This is a genomic window from Amycolatopsis sp. NPDC004625, assembly GCF_040609695.1.
Classification (GTDB): domain Bacteria; phylum Actinomycetota; class Actinomycetes; order Mycobacteriales; family Pseudonocardiaceae; genus Amycolatopsis.
Window position 1 is genome coordinate 113779 of sequence record NZ_JBEXKX010000011.1, and the last position, 25849, is coordinate 139627.

Below are 25849 nucleotides of genomic sequence, written 5' to 3' on the forward strand. Positions count from 1 at the left end.
CATGAGCGAGGGACTCCGGGACCGGAAGAAGCACGAGACCAGGAAGACCATCTCCGACGTGGCCACCCGGCTCTTCATCCGGAACGGCTTCGAGGACGTGACGATCGCGGACATCGCCGCCGAGGCGCGGGTCGCCAAGATGACCGTGACGAACCACTTCCCCCGCAAGGAGGACCTCGTCTTCGACATCCGCGCCGACTTCGCGGCCTGGCCCGCCGCCCTGATCCGCGACAGCGTCTTCCACGACACGCGCGAGCTCTACTTCGAGGCGCTGGGCGCCGAACACGCACTGGTCGGCTTCTCCGGCCCCGGGTTCGTGCGGATGATCAAGGAGAGCCCGGTCCTGACCAACGCGCTGCACGAGATGCACCGCGAGCGCGAGGCGACGCTCACCGACCTGCTGGTCCGCCGTCACCCCGAAGCAGACGTCGCACCTGTGCTCGCCGCCGCGCACCTCGCCACGGTCCTGCGAGTGCTCTTCCAGGAGGTCTTCGACCGGACCCTGGAAGACGAAAAGACCGTCGTCGACCAGCTCTGGCCGATCGCGGAACAAGCCTTCGACCAGCTCGAACCGGCCTTCGGCGGCTACTAGCGCGCGGCGCCGGCCGGCCGCGAAGTCCGCAGCTCCGGTTCGGGCGCGCCCCGGACCTTCAGCACGCGCATCTCGCGCACGTCCCGGGCGTCCGAGGGCGCCAGCAGCGCCGAGAACCGCCGCACGACCAGGGCGGTCATCACCGCCAAAGCGACCGCGGACAGGTCGGTCAGCGCGACCAGGACGACGCTGTCGGCCATCGACTGCACGTCGTCGCGGAAGCGCCAGCCGATCGACACGCCGAGCAGCACCCAGTTCAGCAGCCAGGTGCCCCACCACACGAGCACCCGGCGCGACGGCTTCGGCCGGACGTCACGCGGGCGGCCCAGCACCGCGTGCTCGAGCTCGCCGACGACCGACAGGGCCATCGGCAGGTTCGCCACCGGCACGAGGACGCCGACCAGCACCTGCCACAGCGGCCGCGGCGGGTCGTCGCCCGACACGTCCGCCGCCGCCTGGCGGGCGACCAGCAGCCACCACAGCGACAGCCCGGCCGGGAACAGCGCGAGGATCGACGCCAACAGCCCGGCGGTGACCACGAACCCGTCGGAAAACGCCACCACCGAACGGGACAGCGCCGCGTCGCGGCCCTCGGCGAGCAGCACGTACCGCCAGATCTCCGCGCCGGCCGCGACCGCGCAGAGCACCGCGAACGCGAACAGCACGACGACCAGGCTGCGGCTGAGCACCGGCACCCGGTCGATCGGGCGGATCTCGTCGGACGCCGTGCCCGGCACCGACGTCGGGCGCCGCCAGACCAGGTTCGGGAACCCCCAGCGCGGCGGTACCGGGTACCTCGGCGGGCCGAGGTACGGCTCGGGTGCCACCACGCGGCGACGCGGCCACGCGCCGGGCGGCGGGGTCGCCACCCAGCGCAACTTGGGCCGGTGCACCGGACGGCGGTGGTACGGGTACGGCTCCGGCTGGGCAGCCAGCGTCCGGCCCTGCAGCTGCTGGGCCGACGGCGGCGGCGCCTGACGCGGCCAGTACCCGGGCGGGTACGGCCGGCCCTGCGGAGGCTGCCCCGGGTGCAACGCTAGATCACTTCGGGTTCGATGCCGGGGTGCTCGCCGACCATCGGACGGCCTTCGCGCTGCCACGCGCCCATGCCGCCGGCGACGTTCACCGCGTCCCAGCCGCTCTGGTTGAGCCACGCGGCCGCCCGCGCGGACCGGCCGCCGCTGCGGCAGATCACGTGGATCGGCTGGTCGTCCGGCAGATCGGAGAGTTCGCCGACGCGCGCGGGCAGCTCGCCCATCGGGATGTGCACCGCGCCGGGCGCGTGCCCGGCGGCCCACTCGTCGTCTTCGCGGACGTCGAGCAGCACGAGGCCGTCCTTGGGCAGGTCGCGGACCTCGGCGGTCGGCAGTTCAGCAGGGCTCACCACGATCTCCATGCTGCCATGCGGGCGCGTTGCCCGCGCGTGAGGTGGACATCAGGGGGCGACGGCTTTCTCGGCGCCCGCGCCGGTCAGCGCGCGCACCTCCATCTCGGCGTACTTCGCGCTGTTGCGCTCCTTCGACAGGATCGTGCCGAGCCAGCCGAGCAGGAACGCGGCCGGGATGGAGACCAGGCCCGGGTTGTCGAGCGGGAACCAGTGGAAGTCCACGCCCTGGACCATCGACGCGCTCTTGCCCGTCTTCGGGTCCACCGGCTTGCCCGAAACCGCCGGCGAGAAGACGATCAGCACGATCGTGACCAGCAGCCCGCCGTAGATCGACCACAGCGCGCCCTGGGTGTTGAACCGCTTCCAGAACAGCGAATACAGGATCGTCGGCAGGTTCGCCGACGCCGCGACCGCGAAGGCCAGCGCCACCAGGAAGGCCACGTTCTGGCTCTTCGCGAGGATGCCGCCCGCGATGGCCAGCGCCCCGATCACCAGCGCCGTGACCCGGGCGACCCGGACCTCGCCGCCGGTGGAGACCTGGCCCTTCTTGAGCACGTTCGCGTAGACGTCGTGCGCGAAGGACGCCGACGCCGTGATCGTCAGGCCGGCGACCACCGCGAGGATCGTCGCGAAGGCGACCGCGGAGATGAACCCGAGCAGCACCGGGCCGCCCAGCTCCAGCGCCAGCAGCGGGGCCGCCGCGTTCGTCGTGCCCGGCGCCTTCGAGATCCTGTCCGGCCCGACGAGCGCGCCCGCGCCGTAGCCCAGCACCAGCGTGAACAGGTAGAACACGCCGATCAGCACGATGGCCCAGACCACCGAGCGGCGCGCGTCGCGGGCCGTCGGGACGGTGTAGAAGCGCATCAGGACGTGCGGCAGCCCCGCCGTGCCGAGGACCAGCGCGATGCCCAGCGACAGGAAGTCGAGCTTGGTCGTGCCCGTCTTGCCGTACTGCTTGCCCGGGTCGAGCAGCGCCTTGCCGCCCTTGTCGACGGCGGCCTGGAACAGGTCGGACAGGCTGAAGCCGTACTTGCCGAGGACCCACAACGTCATCGCGAAGGCACCGGCGATCAGCAGCGCCGCCTTGATGATCTGCACCCAGGTGGTGCCCTTCATGCCGCCGATCAGGACGTACAGGATCATGATCACGCCGACGACGGCGATGACGACGTCCTGCCCCGCCTCGCCGGAGATGCCGAGCAGCAGGTTGACCAGGCCGCCGGCGCCCGCCATCTGCGCCAGCAGGTAGAAGAGCGACACCGCGAGCGTCGAAACCGCCGCCGCCGCGCGCACCGGCGTCTGCCGCATCCGGAACGCCAGCACGTCGCCCATCGTGAACTTGCCGGTGTTGCGCAGCAGTTCCGCGACCAGCAGCAACGCCACGAGCCACGCCACCAGGAAGCCGATCGAATAGAGGAAGCCGTCGTAGCCGTTGACGGCGATCGCACCGGCGATGCCGAGGAACGACGCCGCCGACAGGTAGTCACCCGAAATGGCGATGCCGTTCTGCGGTCCGGTGAACGCGCGGCCGGCGGCGTAGTAGTCCGACGCCGTTTTCGTGGTGCGGCTGGCCCGGAACACGATCACCAGCGTGATCGCGACGAAGATCAGGAAAATGACGATGTTGAGCGTGGAGTTGCTGCCTTCGACCCCCGCGGCGGCGGTCACCGGCCCGGCTCCGCTTCGACCCGGGCGCGGATTTCGTCGGCGACCGGGTCGAGCCGCCGGTTGGCGTACCGGACGTAGAGCCCGGTGATCACGAACGTGGAAACGAACTGCAGCAGGCCGAAGACCAGGCCGACGGTGATGTTGCCGAACAGCTTGGTGCTCATGAAGCCGTGCGCGTAGTCGGCCAGCAGGACGTAAAGCAGGTACCAGAGCAGGAACAACGCCGTCATCGGGAACACGAACACCCGCAACCGGCGGCGCAGTTCGGTGAATTCGGGGCTTTCCTGGACGCTTTCCCAATCGGTCATCGCGGATCTCCACCTTCCCCGTTCTCGACCAATCGGGTATACCAGATCCCAATTCACTCGATCGGGTAAAACAAGGCTGACGGAGGGTCAGCGCGCTACTTTCGGTGCCTGCCGCGCCCGGGCAGCCGGGTCTTTTCTTCGGCCTGGCCGAACCGCGCGACGGCCCTGTCCCGCATGAAACCGAGCGGATCGGGCGCGTGCAGCCGCAGCATGATGTCGTGGACGTGCTCCGGGCGGCCGTACCCCGTCACCCGGCTGACCAGGTACGTCGTCACGAAGGCCGCCGGGACGGTGATCAGCGCGGGCTGGTTGACGAACCAGGGCGCCCAGCCGCCGGTGTAGCCGCTCACGACGTTGACCACCAGCGCGATCAGCACCAGGCCGCCGCCGACGAACATCCCGGCCAGCGCGCCCGGCCAGGACAGCTTGCGCCACCAGATGCCCAGCAGCAGCAGCGGGCTGAACGTCGACGCGGCGAGCGCGAACGTCAGCCCGATCGACAGCGAGATGTCCTCCGGCCGCAGCCCCACCGCCAGCGCGATCGGCAGCAGGGCGACCAGCACGGTGGCCACCCGGAAGTCGCGCACCCGGCCCGGCAGCAGGTCGGTCGACACCACCCCGGCCACGCTCACCAGCAGCCCGGACGTGCTGGACAGGAACGCGGCGAACGCGCCGGCGGCGGTGACCGCGCCGAGGATCTGGCCGCCGACGCCGGGCAGCATCGCCGAGGGCAGCTGCAGGATCGCCGCGTCGGTCTTGCCGGTGACCAGCAGCTCCGGCACGTACATCCGGGACAGCGCGCCCAGCAGCGTCGGGAACAGGTAGAACAGGCCGAGCAGCAGCAGGACGTGCACAGTCGTGCGGCGCGCGGCCTTGCCGTCGGGGTTGGTGTAGAAGCGGACCAGCACGTGCGGCAGGCCCATCGTGCCGAGGAACGTCGCGAACATCAGCGAGTACGTCTGGAGCAGGTCGGTGAGGCTGCCCGAGCCCGGGTGCAGCCAGTTCGCGTTGTCCGCGACCGAGTCGCTGACCACCGGCACCGGCGTGCCGGCCAGGAACTTCAGCTTGGTGCCTTCGGACACCGTGTGCGGCGCCAGCGGCGTCCAGTGCGTCGGTCCCGCGGCCGGGCCGTTGTCGGTGCGGCCGTAGGCGTACAGGAACGTGTCGGTCTTGACCTGCAGGGTGACGTCGGTCTGCACGTCGACCGTGGTGTCGCTGGTGAACACCGGCGGCGCGGCCGCTCCGAGCGGGCGGAAGCCGTCCGGGCCGCCGCCGGCGAAGAAGACCATGCACAGCACGAACGCGGGCACCGAGATCGCGAACAGCTTGAGCCAGTACTGGAAGGCCTGGATGACGGTGATCGCGCGCATCCCGCCGGCGATCACGTTGAACGCGACCACGATCATCACCGCGATCGCGCCCGCCCAGGCCGGCACGGGCAGCACCGTCGCCAGCGTCAGGCCGGCGCCCTGCAGCTGCGGGGCCATGTACAGGATGCCGATGAACACGACGAACGCCGTGGAGAACCGGCGCAGGCCCTTCGAGCCGAGCCGCATCTCGACGAAGTCGGGCAGCGTGTACGCGCCGGAGCGGCGCAGCGGCGCCGCCACGAACAGCATCAGGGCCAGGTAGCCCGCGGTGAAGCCGATCGGGAACCAGAGCGCGTCGGCGCCGTCCTTGAGCACGATGCCGGCGATGCCGAGGAAGGACGCCGCGGACAGGTACTCACCGGAGATCGCGGCGGCGTTGCGGCGCGAGCGCACGGTGCGCCGCGCGACCAGGAAGTCGTGCGTGCTCGTCGCCGACCGCGAGGAGCGGTGACCGAGGTAGGGCGTCACCACGGCGACCAGCACGATGCCGGTCAAGGCCCACGGGTTCAACTGCACGGGAGGATCCTCGCACGGGTCAGTGCGAAACTAGTTTTCGATCATGTCCACGAACGCCCGTTCGTTGCGTTCGGCCAGCCGGTTGTACCAGATCCCGACCCCGAACAGGAACGGGAACGGGAGCACGCCGAGGATCAGCCAGGCCACCGGGATGCCCAGGAAGCTCGCGCGGGAGAACCCGGGCACGGCGTAGAACAGCACCGGCAGCGACCCGAACACGACGACGACGAGCAGCGCGAGCAGCAGCGCCGTCCTCAGCTGCACCTTCACCAGGTGGTCGCGGACCAGCAGCTTCCCCCAGCTGGTCTGCTCCTCCAGCTCGACGCGGGCGCGCAGGGTGCCGGCGCCGCGGCGGGGATCGTTGAGGATCACCCGCTCCCGCTTGGGTTTCGCGTGGTGTTCCGGCTTCGGCGGCGGCTCGTTCTCCGGCGCCGGCGGCAGCGACTCGACGACGGCCCGGTCCGTCGGCTGCGGCAGCGGCCGGTGCCGGGCGCGCCTGCCGAGCGTCGGATCCGGTTCGCGGACGCCGTTCGCGCGGCGCTCGTAGAAGTCGTCGGTCATGGGCGGGCTCGGCTCAGCCGTTCCGGCCCGAACCGACCAGCCGGTCCTTCAGCGCGCGGGTGTGCCGCCGGCTCACCGGCAGCACCTTCTCCTCGTTGCCGATTACGACCTGGTAGCCGCCCTGGCCCATGCGCAGCTCGGTGATCAGCGGCAGCGCGACCAGGAACGACCGGTGGATCCGGACGAACCCGGCCTTCTCCCAGCGTTCCTCGAGCTGGGCCAGCGGGATGCGGACCAGGTGGCTGCCTTCGGTGGTGAACAGCCGCGCGTAGTCGCCCTGCGCCTCGACCCACCGGACCGAGGAGCGCGGGATGAGCTTGGTGGTGCCGGCCAGCTCGACCGGGATGACCTCGTCGTCGTTCTTCACGCCGGGCTCGCCGCCCAGCGCGCCCGGCGGCGGCGCCGCGGCGGCGGCCAGCTTGTCGATCACGCGCGAGATCGCGCGGTCGAGGCGGTCCTGCTGGTACGGCTTGAGCACGTAGTCGAGGGCGCCGAGGTCGAAGGCGTTGACCGCCTCTTCGGCGTGGCCGGTGACGAACACCAGCGCGGGCGAAGGCCGCAGGGCGGCGAACACCCGGGACATCTCCATCCCGGACAGGCCCGGCATGTCGATGTCCGCGAAGACGGCATCGACGATCGGCAGGCCGCGGTCCTTGCGCTCGCGCAGCCGCGGGTCGTCGGTGGACAGCAACCGCAGCGCTTCGGACGCGTCGATCGCGGGGAACACCTTGGCCACGTGCGGGCTGTTGCGCAGGCAGTGGACGAGTTCGTCAAGACCGTTCGGCTCGTCGTCCACGGCCAGGACCACGAGCTTCCGGGTGTCATCGTGAGCACTCACAGTGAAACGCATCCTGCCCATTGCCGAGTGCAATGTCCAGCCCCCGTCCGCCTTAAGTGAGGGAACCCGCGACCGGGGCCGCGGGCCCCTGCTCTCAATGCACGAAGGTGAACCAGTTCAGGTTCACGAAATCCGCGGGCTGACCGCTGGTGAACGTCACGTAGACGTTGTGGACGCCGGTCACCGCGCTGATGTTCGCGGGGACGGTCCGCCAGCTCTGCCAGCCACCGGTGTTGCCCACCGCGAAGCTGCCGATCGGTGCGTTGGACCGGCTGTCGAGCCGCACCTCGACGAGCCCGCTGACGCCGGCTGCCGCGCCGGACGCGACGCGCGCCTGGAAGTTCGTCGCCGCGCTGCCGCCGAAGTCGACGTTCGGGTAGAGCGCCCAGTCGCCGTTGCCCACCGCGCCGATGTTCTGCCCGCCGCCGGTGTCGGTGGTGGTCTCGGTGATCACGCCGGACTGCTGGCTGAACGACTCGGCCTGGATGGTGCTGTAGGCGCTGCCCCCACCGGAGGGCGGCGTGGTCGTGGTCGGCGGGGTCGTCGTGCCGCCACCGCCGCCGCGGGTGGACACCGTGACGTAGTCGACGACCATCGGGCGGCCCGGCACGATCCCGGATCCCGGGGTGGTGGTGCCGGAGTTGTTGTTCGGGAACGCGCCGCCGATGGCGACGTTCAGCAGCACGAAGTAGCCCTGGTGGGTGGTCATGTTCGCCCAGGTCGTCGCGTCGAGCTGGTTCTGGCTGACCGAGTGGAACTGCTGCCCGTCGACGAACCAGCGCAGGACCTGCGGGCTGGTGCTCGCGTCCCATTCGAAGCGGTACGTGTGGAAGGCGGACTGGCAGCTGCTGCCGGGGCAGGCGCGGTTGTTCGGCAGGCCGGTGGTCTCGTTGCACGGGCCGCCCGGGTTGACGCCGCAGTGCAGGACGCCCCAGACGGAGTTGATCCCGTTGACGTTCTCCATGATGTCGAACTCGCCGATGGCGGGCCAGTTCCAGTAGCTGCCGCGGTACGGGCCGCCGAGCGCCCAGAACGCGGGCCAGTAGCCGAGCGCGGCGGCGCCGGTGACGTTCGGCATCTGGATCCGGCTTTCGATCCGCATGACCCCGCCGGCCGGCGGCTTGAAGTCGGTGCGCTGGGTCTCGATCCGCGCCGACGTCCAGTTGCCGGCGCCGTCGCGCAGCGGCGTGATGCGGAGGTTGCCGGCACCGTCCTGGGAGAGGTTGCTGGTGCTGGCGGTGTAGTTCTGGATTTCGCCGGTGCCCCAGTTGCCGGGGCCGCCGGGGTAGCTGTGGCCGGTGTCGATGATCCAGTTCGCGCTGGACGGGAGCGAGCCGGAGCCGCCGGTGAAGTCGTCGGCGAAGACGGTGGTCCAGCCGGACTCGGGCGGCGGGATCGAGGCGGCGGCGGGGATGGTCAGCGGGACGGCGATGAGCGCGGCGCCGAGCACCGCGCCGAGGGCGAGTCTGCGGGAGTGGGGCATCGGGTACGACCTCCTTGTCGACCGGATTTGTTGCCGTTCACAACAAAGCCCGTCGACAAGGAGACCCGAGGCGGAACCGCGATTCCAGAGGCGTTACACGGGTTGAGTGATCTGGGTCACAAAGTCTGCCCGGAAGTACCCGAATCGGACATCGGCGTCAGAGGCCGAAGCGGGACCACGCCGCTTTCTGCGTCACCGCGTCCAGGACCGCCGACGCTGCCGCCGGGGCGCCCAGGCCCAAGCGGGCCAGCAGGGGCTTCTTCGGCTCGGCCACCGAGATCTCCGCCTCCGGGTAGCGCTCGGTGATGATCTGCCGGAGGCTTCCCAGGCCGTCGATCAGGCCCAGCTGCGCCGCCTTCTCGCCCAGCCAGACGTCGCCCGTAAACAGGTCCTCCGTGGCGGTCAGGCGGTCGCCGCGGCGGTCCTTGACCCAGTTCACGAACAGCTCGTGGAGCTGGCTGTGCATCTTCTTCAGCCACTCGACGTCTTCGGGCTTCTCCGGGGAAAACGGGTCCAGCCGCGACTTGTTCGCGCCCGCCGTGTGCAGGCGGCGCTCGATGCCGAAGCGCTCCAGGAGGCCGGTGAAGCCGAAGCCGCCGCTGATCACGCCGATCGAACCGACCATCGACGTGCGGTGGGCGTAGATCTCGTCGGCCGCGCACGCCAGCCAGTAGCCGCCCGAGGCGGCGACGTCCTCGCAGAACGCCAGGACCGGGACGCCCTTCTCGTCGGCCAGCTGCCGGATGCGCTCGGCGACCAGGCCCGACTGCGTCGGCGCGCCGCCCGGTGAGTTGACCAGCAGCGCGACCGCCTTCAGCCGGTCGTGACCGAACGCCCTGGTCAGCGCCGATTCCACCGCGGCCAGGTTGATCGCGCCCCTGGCCAGCGGGGAGGGCGACGGCGTGATCACGCCGTGCAGCTTCACCACGGCCACGACGTCCTTGCGCTCGACGCGGTCGGCGAGGACCGGGATCCGCGAAGCCAGTTTGTCCGTAACGCTCATACCGCCAGGCTAGCCGGATTTTTCGGGGGTCCGGGTGGCGAAGCCCCCGGCCCGGGGCGACGCCCCGGATGTCACAGCCGGATTCAGCCCATGGGGAGGATGCCCGAGCGGGTGCCGTTGACGCCGTTCACCTCGGCGCCGTTCAGCTGGGCGGGACCGCCCTGGGCCGGGACGTCGGCCTCGGTGTCGGAGCTGTAGTCCGGCATGTTCGGCCGGACGCCCGGGACGAACTTCGGCACCCGCAGCGTCACCTTCATGCCGGCGCCGGGCGCGGTCTCGACCATCACCGCGTAGTCGCTGCCGAACACCTGCTGCATGCGCTGGTTGATGTTGCCGAGCCCGACGTGGGCACCGGTGCGGTGGGCGCTCTTGAGCTCGTTGAGCCGCCGCGGGTCCATGCCGATGCCGTCGTCCTCGACGCTGATCAGCGCTTCGGTGCCGTAGTCCTGCGCGATCACCGTGACGCAGCCGCCGCTGGGCTTGCTGGCCAGCCCGTGCTTGACCGCGTTCTCCACCAGCGGCTGGATGATCAGGAACGGCACGACGACGCTGAGCACCTCGGGCGCGATCTTCATCCGCACCTCGAGCCGGCCGCCGAACCGGGCGTTCTCGATGGTCAGGTAGCGGTCGATGTTGCGCAGTTCCTCGGCGAGCGAGGTGAACATGCCCGACGTCCGGAACGAGTAGCGCGTGAAGTCGGCGAAGTCCTGAAGCAGCTCTCGCGCCTCTTCGGGGTCCGTGCGGATCAGCGCGGAGATCGTGTTCAGCGCGTTGTAGACGAAGTGCGGCGAGATCTGCGCGCGCAGCGCCTTGATCTCGGCCTGCTGGAGCTGGTGCTTGGACTCGTCGAGCCGCGCCAGCTCGAACTGGGTGCAGACGAACTGGGCGACGGCGTCGGCCATCTGCACCAGCCGGCCGCGGGTGCGGCCGACGACGATCAGCGCCGCCTCCGTCTCGCCCTCGACCAGCAGCGGCACGATGACCGCGGTCTTCATCCGGCAGGTGCCGCGGTGGTTGCACGGCATCCGGTCGTGCGCCACGACCTCGCGGCGGTGCTTGCGGATCGCCGCCCCGATCGCCTCGACGAGGTCGACGTAGTGCTCGTTCGCTTCGCCGTCCCACGACAGCAGCGTGCCCTCGCTGTCGGTGATGCCGACGGCGACGCAGTCGAGCATCTGCAGCAGCTGGGTGGTGATCTTGTCGGCGGCGTCCTCGTCCAGGCCGGAGCGGAGGTTCGGCGCCGCCTTCGACATCCGGTGCACCGCCTGCAGCATCGCGTCCTCGACCACGCTGGCCGGCCGGCGCTGCTTCACGAGCAGCACGACCACCACGACGGCGAGCAGCACCGCGACCGCCCACGGGACGATCTGCGCAATCGGGAACCCGGACACGGCGTCCATGCTCTGCGCTCGACCAACCGGGTGCAAGGCCTGAATCCCACTTTCTGTCCAACTGTGACGACTGAGGGTGGGCACGACCCTACCGAGCGTCCGTCCGGCACCTACTTCAGCAGGCGGGACATCCGCCGGTCGGCGAGCGGCTTGCCGCCGGTCTGGCAGGTCGGGCAGTACTGGAACGATTTGTCGGCGAAGGAAATTTCCCGGATCGTGTCGCCGCAGACCGGGCACGGCAGCCCCGTCCGCGCGTGGACCCGCAGGCCCGACCGCTTCTCCCCCTTCAGCCGGGCCGCCTTCTGCCCCACCGAGCGCTCGACGGCGTCGGTCTCGACCTCCTGGATCGCCTCGGCGAGGGTCTCCAGCGCGCCTTCGTCGAGCTTGCCGACCGTGGCGTACGGCGAGAGCTTCGCGCGGTGCATGATCTCGTCGGAGTAGCCGTTGCCGATCCCGGCGATCAGCGACTGGTCGGTGAGCGCCCACTTCAGCCGGGTGTTCTTGCCGGCGAACAGCTCGCGCAGCCGGGCCGCGTCGAGCGTCAGCGCGTCCGGCCCCAGCCGGGCGACGCTCGCGATCTCCTGCGGGTCGCGGACGATCCACACCGCCAGGCCCTTTTTCGTGCCGGCCTCGGTGAGGTCGAAGCCGGGCCCGGTGGCCGACTCGAGGTGCACGCGCAGCGAGATCGGGCCCTTCCCCGGCTTCAGCGGTGTCGCGGCCAGGCCGTCGGACCAGCGCAGCCAGCCCGCGCGGGCCAGGTGGATGACCAGGTGCAGGTCACCGGCCACGACGTCGAGGTGCTTGCCGTGCCGGGTCGCACCGGTGATCTCGCGGCCGTGCAGCTCGGTCCACGGCGGGGTCGCCGTCTTCAGCACGCTCAGCGATGCGACATCGATGCGGAAGATCGTCTGCCCCACGGCGTTTTCGCGCAGGTAGTGGGCCAGTGCTTCGATCTCGGGTAGCTCGGGCATGGCCTCAGTGTCCTACTCGACCGGGTGAAGCGGCCCGTCGAAATCCGGGAGCGAATGCCGCTGGATGGTCTTGGAGATCTTCTTGACCTCGCCCTGCACGGTGAACATGCCGCGGATGGTGCCGACCCAGCGCTCGGACGGCCGGTCGCCGGTCACGTCGCCCTCGGTCTCCGCGACCACCGTCCACGGACGGCGCAGGATCCACCGCAGCGGGAAGAACAGCACCACGAGCAGCAGCGCGAGCAGCACCCACGCCGGGACGTTCACCTGGTCGGGCGTCCACACGACGAGGATCACGGCCAGCAGCGCTGTCACCACGATCATCGCGATACCGGGCCCGTAGCTGCCCGCGACGTCGTGCTCGAAGTCGTCGGCCGTCGCCGGTGCGCGCCATTCCATCTGGGCACGGACCACCCAGTCGCGGCCGTCTTCGCCGCGTACCAGCCGGTTCATTCAGTTGCCTCCCGGGGCGCCCGCAGGGTGAGCGCCTCAACGGTACCGTGCCCGGCCGCACCCGCGCGAGATCGGAACCGGACATCCCGCCCCGCGGAAGAGGTCACCGGCGGTCGGAAGCCGGCGCCGGATCCGACGGTTCACCCGACGCGGTGACGTCGGAGGTGGCGCTGCTCGGGCACGGCTTCCCCGAGGTCGGCGTCACCGTCGACGTCGGGTCCGTGACCGGGGTTTCGTCGTCCTTCGGCGCCGGCTTCTCGGCGAGGGTCGGTTCGCCGGGACGGCTGGTCGGCGACAGCTCCGGCACCTCGGCGTCCTTCGGCGACGTCGCGTCGGTGGACTCCGTGGTCATCGTCAGGTCGGGCTTCGAGGTGTCCAGCCGCGGCGAGGTCGCCGGGTGGTCGGACGCGCTGAACGTCGACGACGTCAGGTCCTCACGCGGGATCGGCTGCCCGACGGGACCGCCGACGTTCCCGACCGGGACGTCCCCGGCGACCGGCACGTCCGGTACCTCGTTCGCGGCGACGTGCGGCTCGCCGCCCTTCGCCCGCGCCGGGACCGCGACCCCGGTACCGCGGCCGTTGAGCACCCCGATGCCGATCCGCGGCTCCGGCTGCCCCTGCGGCGGCGGCTCCTGGTGCGGCACCGACGGCGGAACCACCACGAGTTCGGGCGCGCCCCCGGTCAGCCCGACGTCCTGCACCGGCGCGGACCCGAACAGCACCGGCCCGGCCGCGACGCCGACGGCACCCACGGCGGCGGTCGACGCCAGCGCGAGCCCGATCTTGACCTTGGACCCGACCAGCACGCCCTTGATCGTCGCGCCGAGGCCGGCCAGCACCCCGCCGCCACCGAGGGACGCGGCGGCCGGCACCAGCAGCACCAGCACCCCGGCGTGCGCGCGCAGCGACGAGCAGACGTCGCGCAGTTCGTCCTGGGTGGCGCGGCACGACGGACAGCCGTGCAGGTGCGCCTTGATCCGCTCGGCTTCGGCGCCGGTGACGCTGCCCGCGGTGAACCCGCCGAGCTTTTCCACGACCGCGCGGCACGAATCCGGGCCGCGGTTCACCGAAAGGTGTGCCTGGAGGTAGGCCGCACGCAGCCCCTGACGCGCCCGGCGGGCCAGCGCGGCCGTCGCGTTCGCGCTCAGCCCGAAGTGCGGCGCGACCATCGCGGGCTGCTCGCCCTCGACCTCGGTCTGCCACAGCACCGTCCGCCAGCGCTCCGGCAGGCTGGTGAACGCGGTCGTGATCAGCGTGTGCTCGGCGGTCCGGGCGTGCGTGTCGGCACCCGCCCCGGCGCGGAAGGTCAGCTCGTCGTCCGAAACCGGGACGTCCCGGCGGGCCCCGTGCCACTCCCACGACACCCGGCGGGCCACGGTCAGCAGGTAGGCGCGGACGTAGTCGCGGGGACCGGCACCCCGCCGGAGCGCCTGCAGCACGCGGAAGAACGTCTCCGCGGTGATGTCCTCCGCCTCCGACCGGTCGGAGGCCAGGCTCTGCGCCAGCCGGCGGACCGCGGCGGCGTGCAGCTCGAACAGCTCCCCGAACGCGGCGTCCTCACCGTCGCGAAGCCGTTGCAGCAGTGCCTGTTCGTCGGATTCCGAGGCCGCTTGTGGCGGCACCGTGCCCAGCTCGGTCATCCGGCCCGGCACCTCCTCCCCGAAGGTCTCCCCATTCGGTCGAATGGAGACACCATACGGAGGGAAACAGCCGTCGTCACCCCTTGTACGCCAGCTGTGACACCGAAGCACCGGGTCAGGGCACAGGGGGACCCGGTCACCGGGCCCCTGAACGGAGGGTATAGAGTTCCCTACATCAGCAAGACAACGCGGATGTAGCGCAGCTGGTAGCGCATCACCTTGCCAAGGTGAGGGTCGCGGGTTCGAATCCCGTCATCCGCTCGGGGTTGAAGGGGTCGTGTCGGCGGAAAACGCCGACCACGACCCCTTCGCCATTTCACCCGGGGGGCCGAGCCCCCCGGACCCCCCACGGTGCCTTTGCCGGACTTTGGGAGGGTGCCCCTGCTCCGCGTCGGTCGCGTTGAGCGCGTTGGGGTGCGTTGAGCGGGTGCGCTCAGAGCTCGTAGGTGTCCAGGACCGTGGGGGCCACCGGGGTCAGGTGGGGGTCTTCGCGTTCGGTTACCTGGCCTCGGGCCATCCGGTAGACGCGGAAGTTGTTGTCGTTCTCCGTGTCCTGGTCGTCCCAGGTGTACAAGAGGCCGTACGAGCCCGGGGCGAGTTCACCTGCTCGGGTGAACAACGTCAGGAGGTCGGGGGCCAGGTGGCCGCCGTGCTTGTCGAAGCCGCCGAAGTGGAGCATCGGCATGCCCGCGCTCCAGCGGAGGTCGACCAGGTCGAAGTCGCCCGCGTCGCGGATCGCGCGGTGGACGCGGTCGACCAGGCGCTCCAGGAGCGCCGCGTCGTCGTCGCCGCTCGCGGTCGCCTGGATGGTCACCCAGCCGTGATATTCGAACACCCGCAGAACGGTAGCAAGAGATCGACGGGCCGCTCAGGGGGCCAGCTCGGACGGCTCTTCGGGGGGTCGGGTGGCGGAGCCCCCGGCTCGGGGCTAGGCCCCGATTGTCTCGGAGGGCTTTCCGTCGCGGCGCAGCACGTTCGACAGCACGCCTTCGCTCAGCCGCTCGAACGCCGGCACCAGCTTCTCGCCGAACACGCACAGCGTCCGCTCCCACGGGTGGCCGAGCGTGCCGTAGGAGAAGTCCGCCGCCAGGAACAGGTGGTAGTCCGCGCGGGGGAACACCGGCACCGGCCACCGGGCGCTCCCGGACATCAGGTGCGGGCGGACGCGGTAGGACTGGTGCTGCCAGTGCAGCGCCCACATCCACTCGTCCGGGCCGCAGACCTCGCGGAACGCGGCCAGCGCGATCGTCGCGACCTGGTGCTCCTCGACCGCGTACGGGCCGAGGCGGAACTCGGCGGAGGACCGGTCCAGGTTCCCGGGCGACAGGTCCCACGTCCGCGACGGCGCCGGCTCGCGGAAACCCGGCCAGGCGTGGGCGTAGGTGCTCGGCCAGAACGCCAGCTTGTCGTACACCCAGTACCAGGCGGGCTCGTCCACGACGCGGGAGACGGCTTCCCAGGCAGCATTCACGATTGAGACCTCAAGTCGGCCAGGCACGGAAGAACACGCGAAAGCTTCGTGTTCGGCCTCCGGTTTGTCCAGTCCTCGTCCGCCCGCCGCGAACTGTGTCACTCGACCGGGTGGGTTCTGCCAAGTTGTCACCATGCGGGTTCTCTTCGTCCACGGCGCCTTCGTCCGCGACGGCGCCTGGTGGTGGCAGCCGACGGCCGACGTACTCGAAGGACACGGTTTGCGCAGCTCAGCGGCAGTATTGCCGAGCTGCGAAGGCGAACCGCGCGGCGACCTGCACGCCGACGCCGAGGCTGTCCGCGCCCTGCTCGACGCCTCCGGCGAACCCGCCCTGCTCGTCGGCCACTCCTACGGCGGCATGGTGATCACCACACTCGGTGAGCACCCCGCGGTGCACCGCCTGGTCTACGTGACGTCGTTCCTGCCGGACGTCGGCGAGGCGCTCGCGGACTTCGGCACGGGCGAGCCGCCGCCGTGGCACGTGAGCCACGGCGACGGCACCGCCGGTGTCCGGGAGGAGCTCGTGCGGCCCCTCTTCGCCCAGGATTTCGACGACCACACCTACGCCGGGGCCGCCGGCCGGCTCACCGCCCAGAACGAGGCGGTGTTCGGCCAGCCGGCGACCCGGGCGGCGTGGCGGGACGTCCCGTCGACCTACGTCGTCTGCGGCGAAGACCGCGCGACGCTGCCCGGGACCCAGCGGGCCCAGGCGGCGCGCGCCACCGACGTCGTCGAACTGCCGGTGGCGCACCACCCCTTCGTCACCCGGCCGGACCTGGTGGCCGGGGTGCTGCTCAGGCTGCGTCCCACAACGTGAGGAACGCCGACGCCTCGCTGCGGGCCCAGGGCCGCAGCCGTTCGCGGTCGCGAGCGGACAGCTGGTACTCCTTCGCGCGGCGGACGTCGATCACCAGCGCCTCGCCGCCGGGCAGGATGTCGGGCATCGCCTGCTCCATGACCCACAGCGCGAGCTGCGCCGAATCCCTCGCCAGCGGCTCCTCCTTGAAGTAGAGCCAGGTCGCGTAACGGCGGCCGTCGCTCTTGCGCAGCCCCATCTGCGGGCTGACGCCGATCTCCAGCTCGCCGATCCGGCACCGGCCGCGGCCGATGTCGACGAGCTTCGGCGACTTCCGGCCGAGGTACCGCAGCCAGCCCTCCGCGATCGCCGCGTAGTGCGGTTTCGTCCGGTCGTCGGCGGCGTTGACGAGCGCGCGCAGCGCCACCTCGTCCTGGTTCGCCGCCCGCCCGGACCGCACCGCGTTGGCCGCCCGCCGGTAGTAGTTGAACGCCGCCCGCGCCGGATCTTCGTACTGCCGGCGCTGCCGCCGGACGAACGACGACCGCGACGGCCCGGAACTCGCGCTGTAGCCCACGAACGTGGACAGGGTGATGTAGGCCATGGCCCTGCCTTCCTCCATCACGCCGCCCGCGCTCACGGGCGGCATCTCCCCTGGACAACGCCAATTTTAGAACATATGTACGACAGTTTCCGGAGCCTGACGGGTGACCCGGGCGGGTGACGCGGGAGGTCTCCCGCAAACGCCGGACTTGCGCTACGTTGCCGATCAACCTCAAACCGCAACCTTGCAGGTCGGCCTTGCGTGCCAGACTGATGCCCCGAACGGTGGATGGGGGTCCAGAAGGATGAGCTGGCAGGAAGAGCTTCGCCGTCTTGACGCGGAGCTTGCCGAAGGTCGGATCGAGCCGGCTGACCACCGCAAACAGCGGGACGAGCTGCTCGCGCAGGCCTCCGGTTCGACGGTGCCGTCACCGGTGCCTTCGCCGTTGCGCCGTCCGGGTGAAACCTGGCGGAGCGCCAACCCGGCGAACCGCCCGGCACCCGGCCCGCCGGCTCCGCCCGTCCACCCGGTCCTGCCGCCGCAGCGCATGGAGTCGCCGCGGCCGTCGGTCCCCCCGCCGCCGTGGCAGCGGACCGGGCTGCCGAAGACGCTGTCGACCAGCCAGGTGCCGGCCATCCCCGACCACATGACGACCGCGCCGAGCCCGGCCGACATCACGCCGACCCGCTACCTGCGCGTCGACGGCCCGACGGAGCACGGCCCGGGCAGCCGGTTCCCGCCGATCACGCCGCCGGGCGGCGAGTCGCGCCCGCCGCAGCCGCTCCCCGAGCCCGACGAGCCGTCCGGCAAGCACCGCTGGGCCACCGACGGCGAGCCGGCCGGGCGCTCCGGGCGGCCGTGGCCGTTCATCGCCCTCGGCGTGCTCGTGGCGCTGGGCGTGGTCATCGGCGCGACGCTCTGGCTCGGCGGCAGCGACGAAAAGCCCAACGCGCTCTCCACGTTCACTCCTGTCGTGACGCAGCCCCCGGCCGCCGCGGCCCAGCCGCAGCTGGAGGACCAGGTGCCGCCGCTGCCCGGGATGCCGCACCCGGAAAGCGCCGCGATGTCGCTGGCCCGCGGCCTGGACCTGGGGCTGTACCCGAAGGAGGCGGCCCAGGTCTTCTCGCAGCACGGCGTCACGCAGTTCGTGTACCGCGCCTCTTCGGCCGGGGACACCGGCTTCCTCGGCTACGCGATCCCCGCCGAAAACGAGGAAGGCGCGAAGGCGATCGTCGACTACCTGCGCGAGGCGGCCGGCGCGGGCGGGTTCGCCCCGATCCCGGCCGACCAGGCCATGGTCACCGGCCGCAACGGCGACCTGCGGATGGACGGCACCTGGTACACCTCGGGCAAGGTCGCCATCGTGCTGTGGGCGTCCCAGCCCTTCGCCAAGGACAAGAACGAGCTGAAGACGAGCCTCGACAACGCCGTCGCGGTGTTCAAGAAAGCGCTGCCGCCGAGCTGATCACCCGCGCCGGTCGAGCACCCCGGCCAGCGTGGCCCGGGCGACGTCGGCGCCGAAGAGGCGGTCCACCACGGTCTTGCCCTCTTCGGACAGCCGCTGCCACAGCTTGTCGTCCTCGAGCACGGTGACGATCTCGTCCGCGAGCTCCGGCGCCGAGCCGCCGACGAGCACGTCCCGCCCGTGGGTCAGGTGCATGCCTTCGGCCGCCAGCGGAGTGGCGACGACCGGCACGCCGTAGCCGAGGCTCTCGCCCAGCTTTCCCTTGACCCCGGCCCCGAAGCGCAGCGGCGCGACGACGACCCGGGCCTCGCGGTAAGCGCTGTCGAGGTTCGGCACCCAGCCGCGGACGACGACGCCGTCGCGTTCCAGGTCGAACACCTCCTGCGGCGGGTTGCTGCCGACGATCTGCGCGACCGCGTCCGGACGGCGGCGGCGCACCAGCGGCATGATCTCCTCCGCCAGCCAGCGCGCCGCGTCCCGGTTGGGCAGGTGGTCGAAGCTGCCGACGAACAGCACGCCGGAGCGGCCTTCCGGGACCGCGACCGAGCCGTCGGCGTAGTGCACATTGGACAGCACCTCGACCCGCGCCGACGGCACGAGCTCGCCCAGCAGCGCACGCTCCACATCGGACACGACGAAGGTGACGTCGGTGGCGCGGGTCAGGCCCAGTTCCGACTCCCGCAGCACTTCGGCGCGCCGCCGCAGCGTCAGTTCCTCACGCGTGTTGCCCAGCTGCGCGGCCAGGTCGGCCTGGCGGTTGAGCCGGACGAAGTGCAGGTCGACCGTGTCGTAGGCGATGACGCAGTCGGGCGCGTGCTCGCGCACCTGCTCCAGCAGCTGCCAGGCGACGTGCGGCCGCGACAGCACGGCCAGGCGCAGGTCCGCGCCGGCGTCGCGCAGGAACTCCAGCTGCTCGCCGAGCCCGGTCACCACGGTGACGCCCGCGCGGTACAGCGCCTCGGCGTACGGCTCCGGGAGCGCGTTGTTGAGCGGCATGAACACGACCCGCTCGCCGAGGCCGACGAGCAGTTCGAGGATGCGGAACATCCGCACCGAGCCGGAGTCCTTGTCCGGCATCGGCACCTGGTGGTCGGCGACGAGCACGGTGCCGCCGCGGTGGCCGTCCTTCGTGCGCTGCCGGCCGGCCCACACCGCGCGCGGGCTCGCCTCGGGGAAGTGGTCGCGCAGCTGGACGCTCCACTTGTCGACGAAGACGCCGCGGTTGAGCTCCTGGTGGCGCTTCACGCCGGAGGAGACGTCCGTGCCGTTGGTGATGCCTTCGTGGTGCACGACGACGGACGCGGGCTGGACCATCGTCCGGTACCCGGCCGCCCGGACGGCGAACGCGAGGTCGGTGTCTTCGTAGTACGCGGGCGCGAAGCGCTTGTCGAAGCCGCCGATGCGCTCGAACAGTTCCCGCCGGACGAGCAGGGCTGCACCCGAGCAGTAGTCGACGTCCCGCAGAGCCTGGAACCAGGGCGCGTCCGGGTTCTGCAGGCGCCCGTAGTTCCAGCCGGTGCCGTCGGCCCAGATGATGCCGCCGCACTCCTGCAGCCGGCCGTCGGGGTAGACCAGCTTCGAGCCGACGAGCCCGACGTCGGGCCGCGTCTCGACGACGGCGACGAGCTCGTCCAGCCAGCCGGCCCGGACCTCGGTGTCGTTGTTGAGGAAGAAGACGAAGTCGCCGCGCGCGTGCTCGGCGCCGAGGTTGCAGGCGCCGACGAACCCGAGGTTCTGCGGCGCGCGGACCAGCCGGACCCCGGCGCAGCCGGCGACGCGGTCGGCGGAGTCGTCCGGCGACCGGTCGTCGACGACGATCACCTCGAACGGCGTCGACGGCAGGTAGCGCTGGATCGAGTCGAGGCAGCCGCGGGTGAACCGCCAGTTGCCGTAGACCGGGATGACGACGCTGACGATCGGCTGGTCGCTGGTGGTCACCGCGACCGGGCCCGGGACGCCGACCGGCTCGCCGGGCAGCACGCCGGCCGGGCGCCCGAGCGCCGTCTCGTAGAAGTCGCGGCGGCGGGTGCCGCGCGGGGCGTACCGCTCGATCGTGCCGCGGTACTTCCCGATCGCGCGCTGGACGAGCGCGGACGTCTCGGAGCGCAGCTTTTCGTTCTCGGCGGCGAGCCGGCCGATGGTTTCGCTGAGGCTGGTGTTGTTGCCGGCCAGCCAGTCCAGGCGTTCGCGGTCGTAGCCCGCCTTGCGCTGCAGGCGGCTCAGCTCGCCGGCCGCGCGTTGGCGGTCTTCACGGGCGCGTTCGGCTTGCCGGAGCGCCTCGTCGCGCTCGGTTGCCGCGCGCTGTTCGGCCGCCGTGACCTGGGCCAGTTCGGAGGTGAGGCGGGTGACGGACGCCGTCGCCCGGTCGCGCTCGGCTTCCGCGCGGCCCAGCCCGTCGCGCAGCCGGCCCGCCTCGGCGGCGGCGCGGGCGACGAGCGTCAGCTTGGGGTCGATCATGGCCGACGTCGAGGGCACGTCGATCGGCTCGGCCGAGGCGACCGAGACGAAGTACGTGTGCGGCGCCCCGGCTTCGACGACCCAGCCGTCGGCGTCGTCGGCCTGCAGGGTGAGCACCTCGGCGCCGGTGCCGGCGCCGTCGTCGTGGATCAGCGAGCCGACGGCGACGTTCTGCCGCAGCACGGCGACGTGCGCGAAGCTCGCGGACAGCAGCGAGCGGAACGCCGATTCGGTCAGCTCGTGCACGTGGTACGGGTTCTCGTTGCCGTGGTCGTGCGTGTAGACCTCGATGTCCGGGGTGCTGCAGAGGAAGACCCCGCCCGGCGCGAGCCGGTTGCGGACCAGCTCCATCAGCCGGTCCTGCTCGTCGACGTGCTCGATGGCCTCGAAGCAGGTGATGACGTCGAAGACCTCGCCGTCGAGCGCGGCCGGGTCGGTGATCGAGCCGACCTCGAACCGGACGTGCGGGTAGCGGTTGCGGGCGTGCTCGACGGTCGTCGGGTCGATCTCGAGCCCGACGACACCGGCCGCGGACCGCGAGAGCAGGGAAGATCCGTAGCCCTCCCCCGCGGCCAGGTCCAGGACGCGCTTGCCGTCGGCGAAGCGGGCCGCGAACGCGTAGCGGTGGTAGTGCTCGTAGATCACCTGGAGGTCGTCGGTCCACGGCACGCACCGCTCGCCGGTCCACTCGATCAGGCGCTCACCGCTCGTCCCCTTGCCCATGGCGGGCAGATTAGCGGAGGCTCAGTCCGACCAGGACGTACGCCAGTGTGCGGCGGTCGCCGCCGGCCGTGATCGACCAGTCCGCGTCGAACGAAAGCCGCACCTGCCGGTGGGCGTCGAGCCGGACCGGCAGCACCTGCTCGGTCAGCCCCGCGTGGACGTCGGCCTTGGCGACCGGGACGCCGTCCACGGACACCGTGACGCTGCCGTACTCGGTGGCGTCGTCCGGCAGGTAGGTCTTGAGCTCGATCGTCTCGACCGGGGCCGTGGTGAGCAGCGGGAACTCGACCGAGGGCGCGGCCCAGTCGTCGTGGGCGATGCCGTTCATCCGACCGGTGACGAGCCCCGCGCCGCCGACCAGCCGTTCGCCGTTGGTGCCGCCGGGCCGGAACGAGACGCGGCCCGCGGGGTCGACGACCCGGGTGTCGCGCACCGAGCGTTCGGGCGTCCGGTTGCCGTGCACGCGCAGCGGCTGCGGCGTGGGGTGGAACAGCGCGGTCAGCCGCGTGCCGGTGACGAGCCCGAGGTCGAGCAGGCTGTCGTCGAGCACGCCGATCTCGTCGATCAACGCGGCGTGCGCGGTGTTGTCCAGGTCGAAGTTGTGGCCGTAGATGCGGTCGACGAACGGGTCGATCACGTTGCCGTACGGCAGGAACAGGCTCGGGTGGAGGAAGTCGAGGAGCACCGGCAGGACGTCCTGCGCCCGGATGCCCTCGAAGCCGTCCGCGGCGCAGTCGACGTCGACGAACTGCTCGTCGACCTGCCCGGTCAGCCCGTTGCGGCGCAGTTCCGGCGGCAGCGTCGCCCAGATCCGGTCGACCACCTCGTGCGCCTCGGGCCACCGGCGGTGCCCGTTGCGGCCGATCATGTCGTGCACCACCAGGACGCCGTCCGCGGCGAGGCTGTCCTTGATCTGGCCGTAGAGGTGTTCGAGGTCCAGGACGTGGTGCAGCGCCTGGAACCCGACGACGACGTCGTGCCCGGCGTCGGCGCGCCAGGTGTTGAAGTCGGCGGTGATCAGCTCGACGCGGTCGGCCACGCCCTGCTCGCGGGCCGACGCCTCGGCGCGGGCCTGCATCTCGGGGTTCAGCTCGAGCAGCCGCAGCCGGACGTTGTCCAGACCTTCGGCGGCCAGGCCGCGCAGCCAGCCCAGTTCCTGGTCGCCGTTGCCGCTGCCCAGCGACAGCACGACGGCGTCCCGCGAAAGGTTCCGCGCGCGTTCGGCGATCTGGCCGACGATCAGCTCGTCGAGCCCCGGAACGCCGAGCGCTTCGAGCTTCGGGCGCACGTGCCGGTTCGACCACCGGTGCGCCGACGGCGGCAGGTTGCCGTGGATCTCCTCCTGGCCGGCGAAGGTCTCGCGTTCCCTGGCCAGCCGCTGGTCGTAACCCGGCCCTCGCATCGCCCGTCCCCTCGCGTTCACCCGTTCGAGCCGCTCGGCACCGGCCCGGCGCTAGGATACGGCTGTGTCGTTCCGTCCTCCGTCGCAGTTGCCCACCGAGGCGGGCCTGCCGAGGACGCCGGAGTCGTTCCTCCCCAAGGAGCACAACCTCTACCGGCCGCGGCACAGCAAGCGCCAGCGCACGGCCCTGGCCTGCGCGGCCTTCTTCTTCGTGACGCCGCTGTTCCTGTCGGCGGTCGGCGTGCACCCGGCGGCCTTCGAAAACCGGCCGCTGCGCGAGTTCCCGAGCCTGTCCGACGGCTGGGGCTTCTTCACCGGCCTGTCCGGCTGGGCCACCGACCACCTGCCGCTGCGGCAGGCCGGCGTCCAGGCCGCCGACGCCGTCAGCACCGGCGTGTTCGGCGACCCGCCCGGCTCCGGCCAGGGCTCGAACCACAACGGCGGCACGGTCGGCGTCGACCAGGGGAAACCCGACAACGGCGACGTCCCGGGGTACGTCTACCCCACCGTGCTGCCGGGCAAGGACAACTGGCTGTACCTCGGCGAGGACGTCAACGCCCGCTGCCGTCCGGTGATGGACACCGACCACGTCGTCGGCGCGCTGCGGAAGCTGCGGGCCGCCGTCGAGAAGTCGGGGCGCAAGTTCGAGCTGGTCATCGCGCCGGACAAGTACAGCGAAGAGCCGGCGCACCTGCCCGACACCTACGTCGGCAAGCCGTGCGCGCAGGCGCGGACCGCCGAGTTCTGGAACCGCGTGCCGCGCGAGACGGGCGCGATCGACCTGCGGCCCGCGCTCGCCGACGCCGAAAAGCGCGTCGGCCACCCGCTGTACGACCGCAACGACACGCACTGGTCGTTCGACGGCGGCCTGGTCATGACGTACGCGCTGGGTGCGGCGATCGCGCCCGGCAGCACGGCCGGCTGGCAGGCCGCGCCGAACGGCGTCCGGCCGTGGCCCGCGGACCTGGCCCGGGTGCTGGGCCGCAACGAACAGCGGCAGCTGACGACCTACAGCCTCTCCACCGACGGCAGCGCCGACCGCACGCGCTACATCGCCAGCGACTTCAAGAGCCCGCTGCGGCTGACCCAGCCCGACGGCGCCACCCCGGCCGGTTCGATCGCCCCGAACATGGCGGTCGTGGCCGACTCGTTCACCCAGTTCGCGAGCCCGTTCCTGGCCGCGACCTGCCAGGACGTCACCATCGTGCACGCCGAGACGGTGGCGCAGAGCACCGCGCAGGAGATGACGAGCCTGTTCGCCGACCGCGACATCGTCACCTTCGAGCTGGTGGAACGCAGCGTGATCGGCGGATCGTCGGCGCTGCTGCGCGACCAGACCATCGACCTGCTGGGCCAGGTGCTGGCCGCGCACCCCCGCTGACCCGCGGCACACCCTCCGCCACGTGGAGGTAACGACGGGGTGGTGGGCGACGAACAGGTGAGCGCACCCGTGCACAATGACTCCGTGCGGCCACGCTCCGCGTGAGCAGCACCCACAAAGCGACATACCCAAGGGGGTACCGGGGTGACCTGGCAGGAAGAGCTGCGCAGGCTTGACGAGGAGCTCGCGGCGGGAAACCTGACGGCCGACGAATACCGGGCGCGTCGTGACCGGGTGCTGTCCATGGCCGTCTCGACCGGCGATCCGAACCAGGCCCAGGCCCCGGCCCAGCCCGCGCAGTCGCAGGTGCCGAGCACCGCCGCCGACACGCAGATCATCGCCCCGGTGTCCCCGCCCGGGCAGCCGGCCCAGCAGGAGAACGCGGCCGAGGCGACCCAGGTCGTCTCCGCGGCCGACGCCGGCGGCGGCGAGCGGACCCAGGTCGTCCCGCAGTGGCAGCAACAGCAGCAGCACCCGAACTCGCCCTCGGGCGGGTTCCCGCAGCCGATGATGCAGCAGCCGCCGCCCCCGTACGCCCAGCACTCCCCGGCCGGCGGGTTCGCCCAGCCGATGCAGCAGCAGCAGACGCCGTGGGGCGCGCCGCAGCAGGACGCCAGCCCGCCGTGGGGCGGTTCGGAGTTCCCGCCGCTGGCGCCGCCGTCGAACAACGCGGACTGGATCAGCCAGGGCCCGGAGAGCTTCCAGACGCAGCCGTCGTCGGGCAAGGGCAAGAAGATCGCCTTCGCCATCGTCGCGGTGCTCGTCGTGGCCGGCCTCGGCTTCGGCGTCTGGGCGCTGTTCATCAAGGACGGCGGCGGGTCGACGCCGCCGGTGGCGCAGAGCTCGAGCCCGCAGCCGCCGCCCGCGCCGACCGTCAAGCCGCTCCCGGAGCCGCCGGCGGCCAAGCCGGAGCCGGGCGACAACTCGTCGGCGCTGGTCACCCCGGCCGGCACCACCCGCGCCGGCGGCGGCGAGTTCGACATGGACAAGCTGCAGTCGGCCAAGTACCTGCCGACCACGGTCATCGAGAAGCTCAAGCAGAGCGGCATGACCGAGGGCCTGCTCAAGACGACCAAGGACGGCGACGTCACGCTGGGCCTGTTCGCCCTGGAGCTGCCGAACGCGCAGGCCGCCGCCGCGGTGGCCGCCGAGTACGGCAACGCCGAGCAGGAAGGCGGCCTGACCGTCAACCGCAACCTGTCCCTCCACGGGGTCCAGGTGTTCTCGGCGGCGGACAGCAGCCAGCAGGTGTACCGCGCGGTCTACGTGCTCTACAGCCGGGTCATCATCATCGACTCGTTCGGCCCGTCGAAGGACGCGACGCTGAGCTCGTTCAAGACGCTGCTGACCGCGCAGGTCCAGAAGGCCCCGCCGACGGAGCGTACGAACAACTGACCCTTCTGGGTGACGTTGGCGCGTGTCACTGA

At 71.4% G+C, this 25849-nt stretch carries 23 protein-coding genes and 1 tRNA gene; 6 read left to right on the forward strand and 18 right to left on the reverse strand.

What is annotated here, in order from left to right; translation table 11 throughout:
• The first annotated feature begins 1 nt into the window (after window position 1).
• Window positions 2-592 carry a TetR/AcrR family transcriptional regulator gene (locus ABZW17_RS15085; RefSeq protein ID WP_354813557.1) on the forward strand — a complete coding sequence of 197 codons (591 nt, stop codon included), beginning with the start codon at window positions 2-4 and terminating at the stop codon, window positions 590-592.
• On the opposite strand, the gene ABZW17_RS15090 is transcribed toward ABZW17_RS15085, so the two are convergent.
• From ABZW17_RS15090 to ABZW17_RS15150, 13 genes are all read right to left on the reverse strand, one after another.
• Window positions 589-1626 (reverse strand): DUF4328 domain-containing protein, encoded by a 1038-nt coding sequence (locus ABZW17_RS15090; RefSeq protein ID WP_354813558.1) that lies wholly within the window; start codon window positions 1624-1626, stop codon window positions 589-591. The genes ABZW17_RS15085 and ABZW17_RS15090 overlap by 4 nt on opposite strands.
• 2 nt (window positions 1627-1628) lie before the next feature.
• A complete protein-coding gene (locus tag ABZW17_RS15095; RefSeq protein ID WP_003076909.1) occupies window positions 1629-1988 on the reverse strand; it encodes a rhodanese-like domain-containing protein in 360 nt (119 codons plus the stop codon).
• A gap of 39 nt (window positions 1989-2027) precedes the next feature.
• Entirely contained in the window at window positions 2028-3647 is a 1620-nt protein-coding gene (locus ABZW17_RS15100) for a cation acetate symporter (protein ID WP_354813560.1), read from the reverse strand.
• The gene (locus ABZW17_RS15105; protein ID WP_354813562.1) at window positions 3644-3955 is read right to left on the reverse strand and encodes a DUF485 domain-containing protein; all 312 of its coding nucleotides are present in this window, start codon (window positions 3953-3955) and stop codon (window positions 3644-3646) included. Before ABZW17_RS15105 ends, ABZW17_RS15100 begins: the two co-directional genes overlap by 4 nt.
• 95 nt (window positions 3956-4050) lie before the next feature.
• The gene (locus ABZW17_RS15110) at window positions 4051-5841 is read right to left on the reverse strand and encodes a cation acetate symporter (protein WP_354813564.1); all 1791 of its coding nucleotides are present in this window, start codon (window positions 5839-5841) and stop codon (window positions 4051-4053) included.
• A 30-nt stretch (window positions 5842-5871) separates the two neighbouring features.
• Window positions 5872-6402: a hypothetical protein gene (locus ABZW17_RS15115; RefSeq protein WP_354813566.1), complete on the reverse strand. Its 531-nt coding sequence runs from the start codon at window positions 6400-6402 to the stop codon at window positions 5872-5874.
• Window positions 6403-6415: 13 nt separating this feature from the next.
• A complete protein-coding gene (locus ABZW17_RS15120; protein WP_354813568.1) occupies window positions 6416-7252 on the reverse strand; it encodes a LytTR family DNA-binding domain-containing protein in 837 nt (278 codons plus the stop codon).
• An 82-nt stretch (window positions 7253-7334) separates the two neighbouring features.
• Entirely contained in the window at window positions 7335-8723 is a 1389-nt protein-coding gene (locus tag ABZW17_RS15125) for a carbohydrate-binding protein (protein ID WP_354813570.1), read from the reverse strand.
• A 157-nt stretch (window positions 8724-8880) separates the two neighbouring features.
• Entirely contained in the window at window positions 8881-9726 is an 846-nt protein-coding gene (locus tag ABZW17_RS15130) for a S49 family peptidase (protein WP_354813572.1), read from the reverse strand.
• Between the two features lie 83 nt (window positions 9727-9809).
• Complete coding sequence (locus tag ABZW17_RS15135) at window positions 9810-11126, reverse strand: histidine kinase (RefSeq protein WP_354813574.1); 1317 nt, start codon at window positions 11124-11126, stop codon at window positions 9810-9812.
• A gap of 101 nt (window positions 11127-11227) precedes the next feature.
• A complete protein-coding gene (locus ABZW17_RS15140; protein WP_354813576.1) occupies window positions 11228-12088 on the reverse strand; it encodes a DNA-formamidopyrimidine glycosylase family protein in 861 nt (286 codons plus the stop codon).
• A gap of 12 nt (window positions 12089-12100) precedes the next feature.
• Window positions 12101-12541: a hypothetical protein gene (locus tag ABZW17_RS15145; protein WP_003076880.1), complete on the reverse strand. Its 441-nt coding sequence runs from the start codon at window positions 12539-12541 to the stop codon at window positions 12101-12103.
• Window positions 12542-12644: 103 nt separating this feature from the next.
• Window positions 12645-14183, reverse strand: coding sequence for a sigma-70 family RNA polymerase sigma factor (locus ABZW17_RS15150; RefSeq protein WP_354813578.1), 1539 nt, complete (start codon window positions 14181-14183; stop codon window positions 12645-12647).
• A 188-nt stretch (window positions 14184-14371) separates the two neighbouring features.
• On the opposite strand from ABZW17_RS15150, the gene ABZW17_RS15155 reads away from it, so the two are divergent.
• Window positions 14372-14444: transfer RNA gene (locus tag ABZW17_RS15155), tRNA-Gly, on the forward strand.
• Between the two features lie 172 nt (window positions 14445-14616).
• Here the strand turns inward: ABZW17_RS15155 and ABZW17_RS15160 are convergent.
• Window positions 14617-15018, reverse strand: a complete 402-nt coding sequence (locus ABZW17_RS15160; protein WP_354813580.1) for an immunity 7 family protein — start codon at window positions 15016-15018, stop codon at window positions 14617-14619.
• Window positions 15019-15111: 93 nt separating this feature from the next.
• Window positions 15112-15654, reverse strand: coding sequence for a DUF2716 domain-containing protein (locus ABZW17_RS15165; RefSeq protein WP_354813582.1), 543 nt, complete (start codon window positions 15652-15654; stop codon window positions 15112-15114).
• Window positions 15655-15787: 133 nt separating this feature from the next.
• On the opposite strand from ABZW17_RS15165, the gene ABZW17_RS15170 reads away from it, so the two are divergent.
• Window positions 15788-16471: an alpha/beta hydrolase gene (locus ABZW17_RS15170; RefSeq protein ID WP_354813584.1), complete on the forward strand. Its 684-nt coding sequence runs from the start codon at window positions 15788-15790 to the stop codon at window positions 16469-16471.
• Here ABZW17_RS15170 and ABZW17_RS15175 read toward each other — a convergent pair.
• Complete coding sequence (locus tag ABZW17_RS15175) at window positions 16449-17054, reverse strand: hypothetical protein (protein ID WP_354813586.1); 606 nt, start codon at window positions 17052-17054, stop codon at window positions 16449-16451. The two genes, ABZW17_RS15170 and ABZW17_RS15175, sit on opposite strands and share 23 nt — an antisense overlap.
• 244 nt (window positions 17055-17298) lie before the next feature.
• On the opposite strand from ABZW17_RS15175, the gene ABZW17_RS15180 reads away from it, so the two are divergent.
• The gene (locus ABZW17_RS15180) at window positions 17299-18459 is read left to right on the forward strand and encodes a hypothetical protein (protein WP_354813588.1); all 1161 of its coding nucleotides are present in this window, start codon (window positions 17299-17301) and stop codon (window positions 18457-18459) included.
• Here ABZW17_RS15180 and ABZW17_RS15185 read toward each other — a convergent pair whose 3' ends face one another.
• Complete coding sequence (locus tag ABZW17_RS15185) at window positions 18460-21639, reverse strand: glycosyltransferase (protein ID WP_354813590.1); 3180 nt, start codon at window positions 21637-21639, stop codon at window positions 18460-18462.
• 10 nt (window positions 21640-21649) lie between these two features.
• A complete protein-coding gene (locus ABZW17_RS15190; protein WP_354813592.1) occupies window positions 21650-23041 on the reverse strand; it encodes a class I SAM-dependent methyltransferase in 1392 nt (463 codons plus the stop codon).
• Between the two features lie 64 nt (window positions 23042-23105).
• Between ABZW17_RS15190 and ABZW17_RS15195 the strand changes: the two genes are divergently transcribed.
• Together ABZW17_RS15195 and ABZW17_RS15200 are read left to right on the forward strand one after the other, a co-directional pair.
• Window positions 23106-24422, forward strand: a complete 1317-nt coding sequence (locus ABZW17_RS15195; protein WP_354813594.1) for a hypothetical protein — start codon at window positions 23106-23108, stop codon at window positions 24420-24422.
• 144 nt (window positions 24423-24566) lie between these two features.
• On the forward strand, window positions 24567-25817 hold the full coding sequence (locus tag ABZW17_RS15200; RefSeq protein WP_354813596.1) for a DUF1707 domain-containing protein: 1251 nt from the start codon (window positions 24567-24569) through the stop codon (window positions 25815-25817).
• Window positions 25818-25849 lie beyond the last annotated feature (32 nt).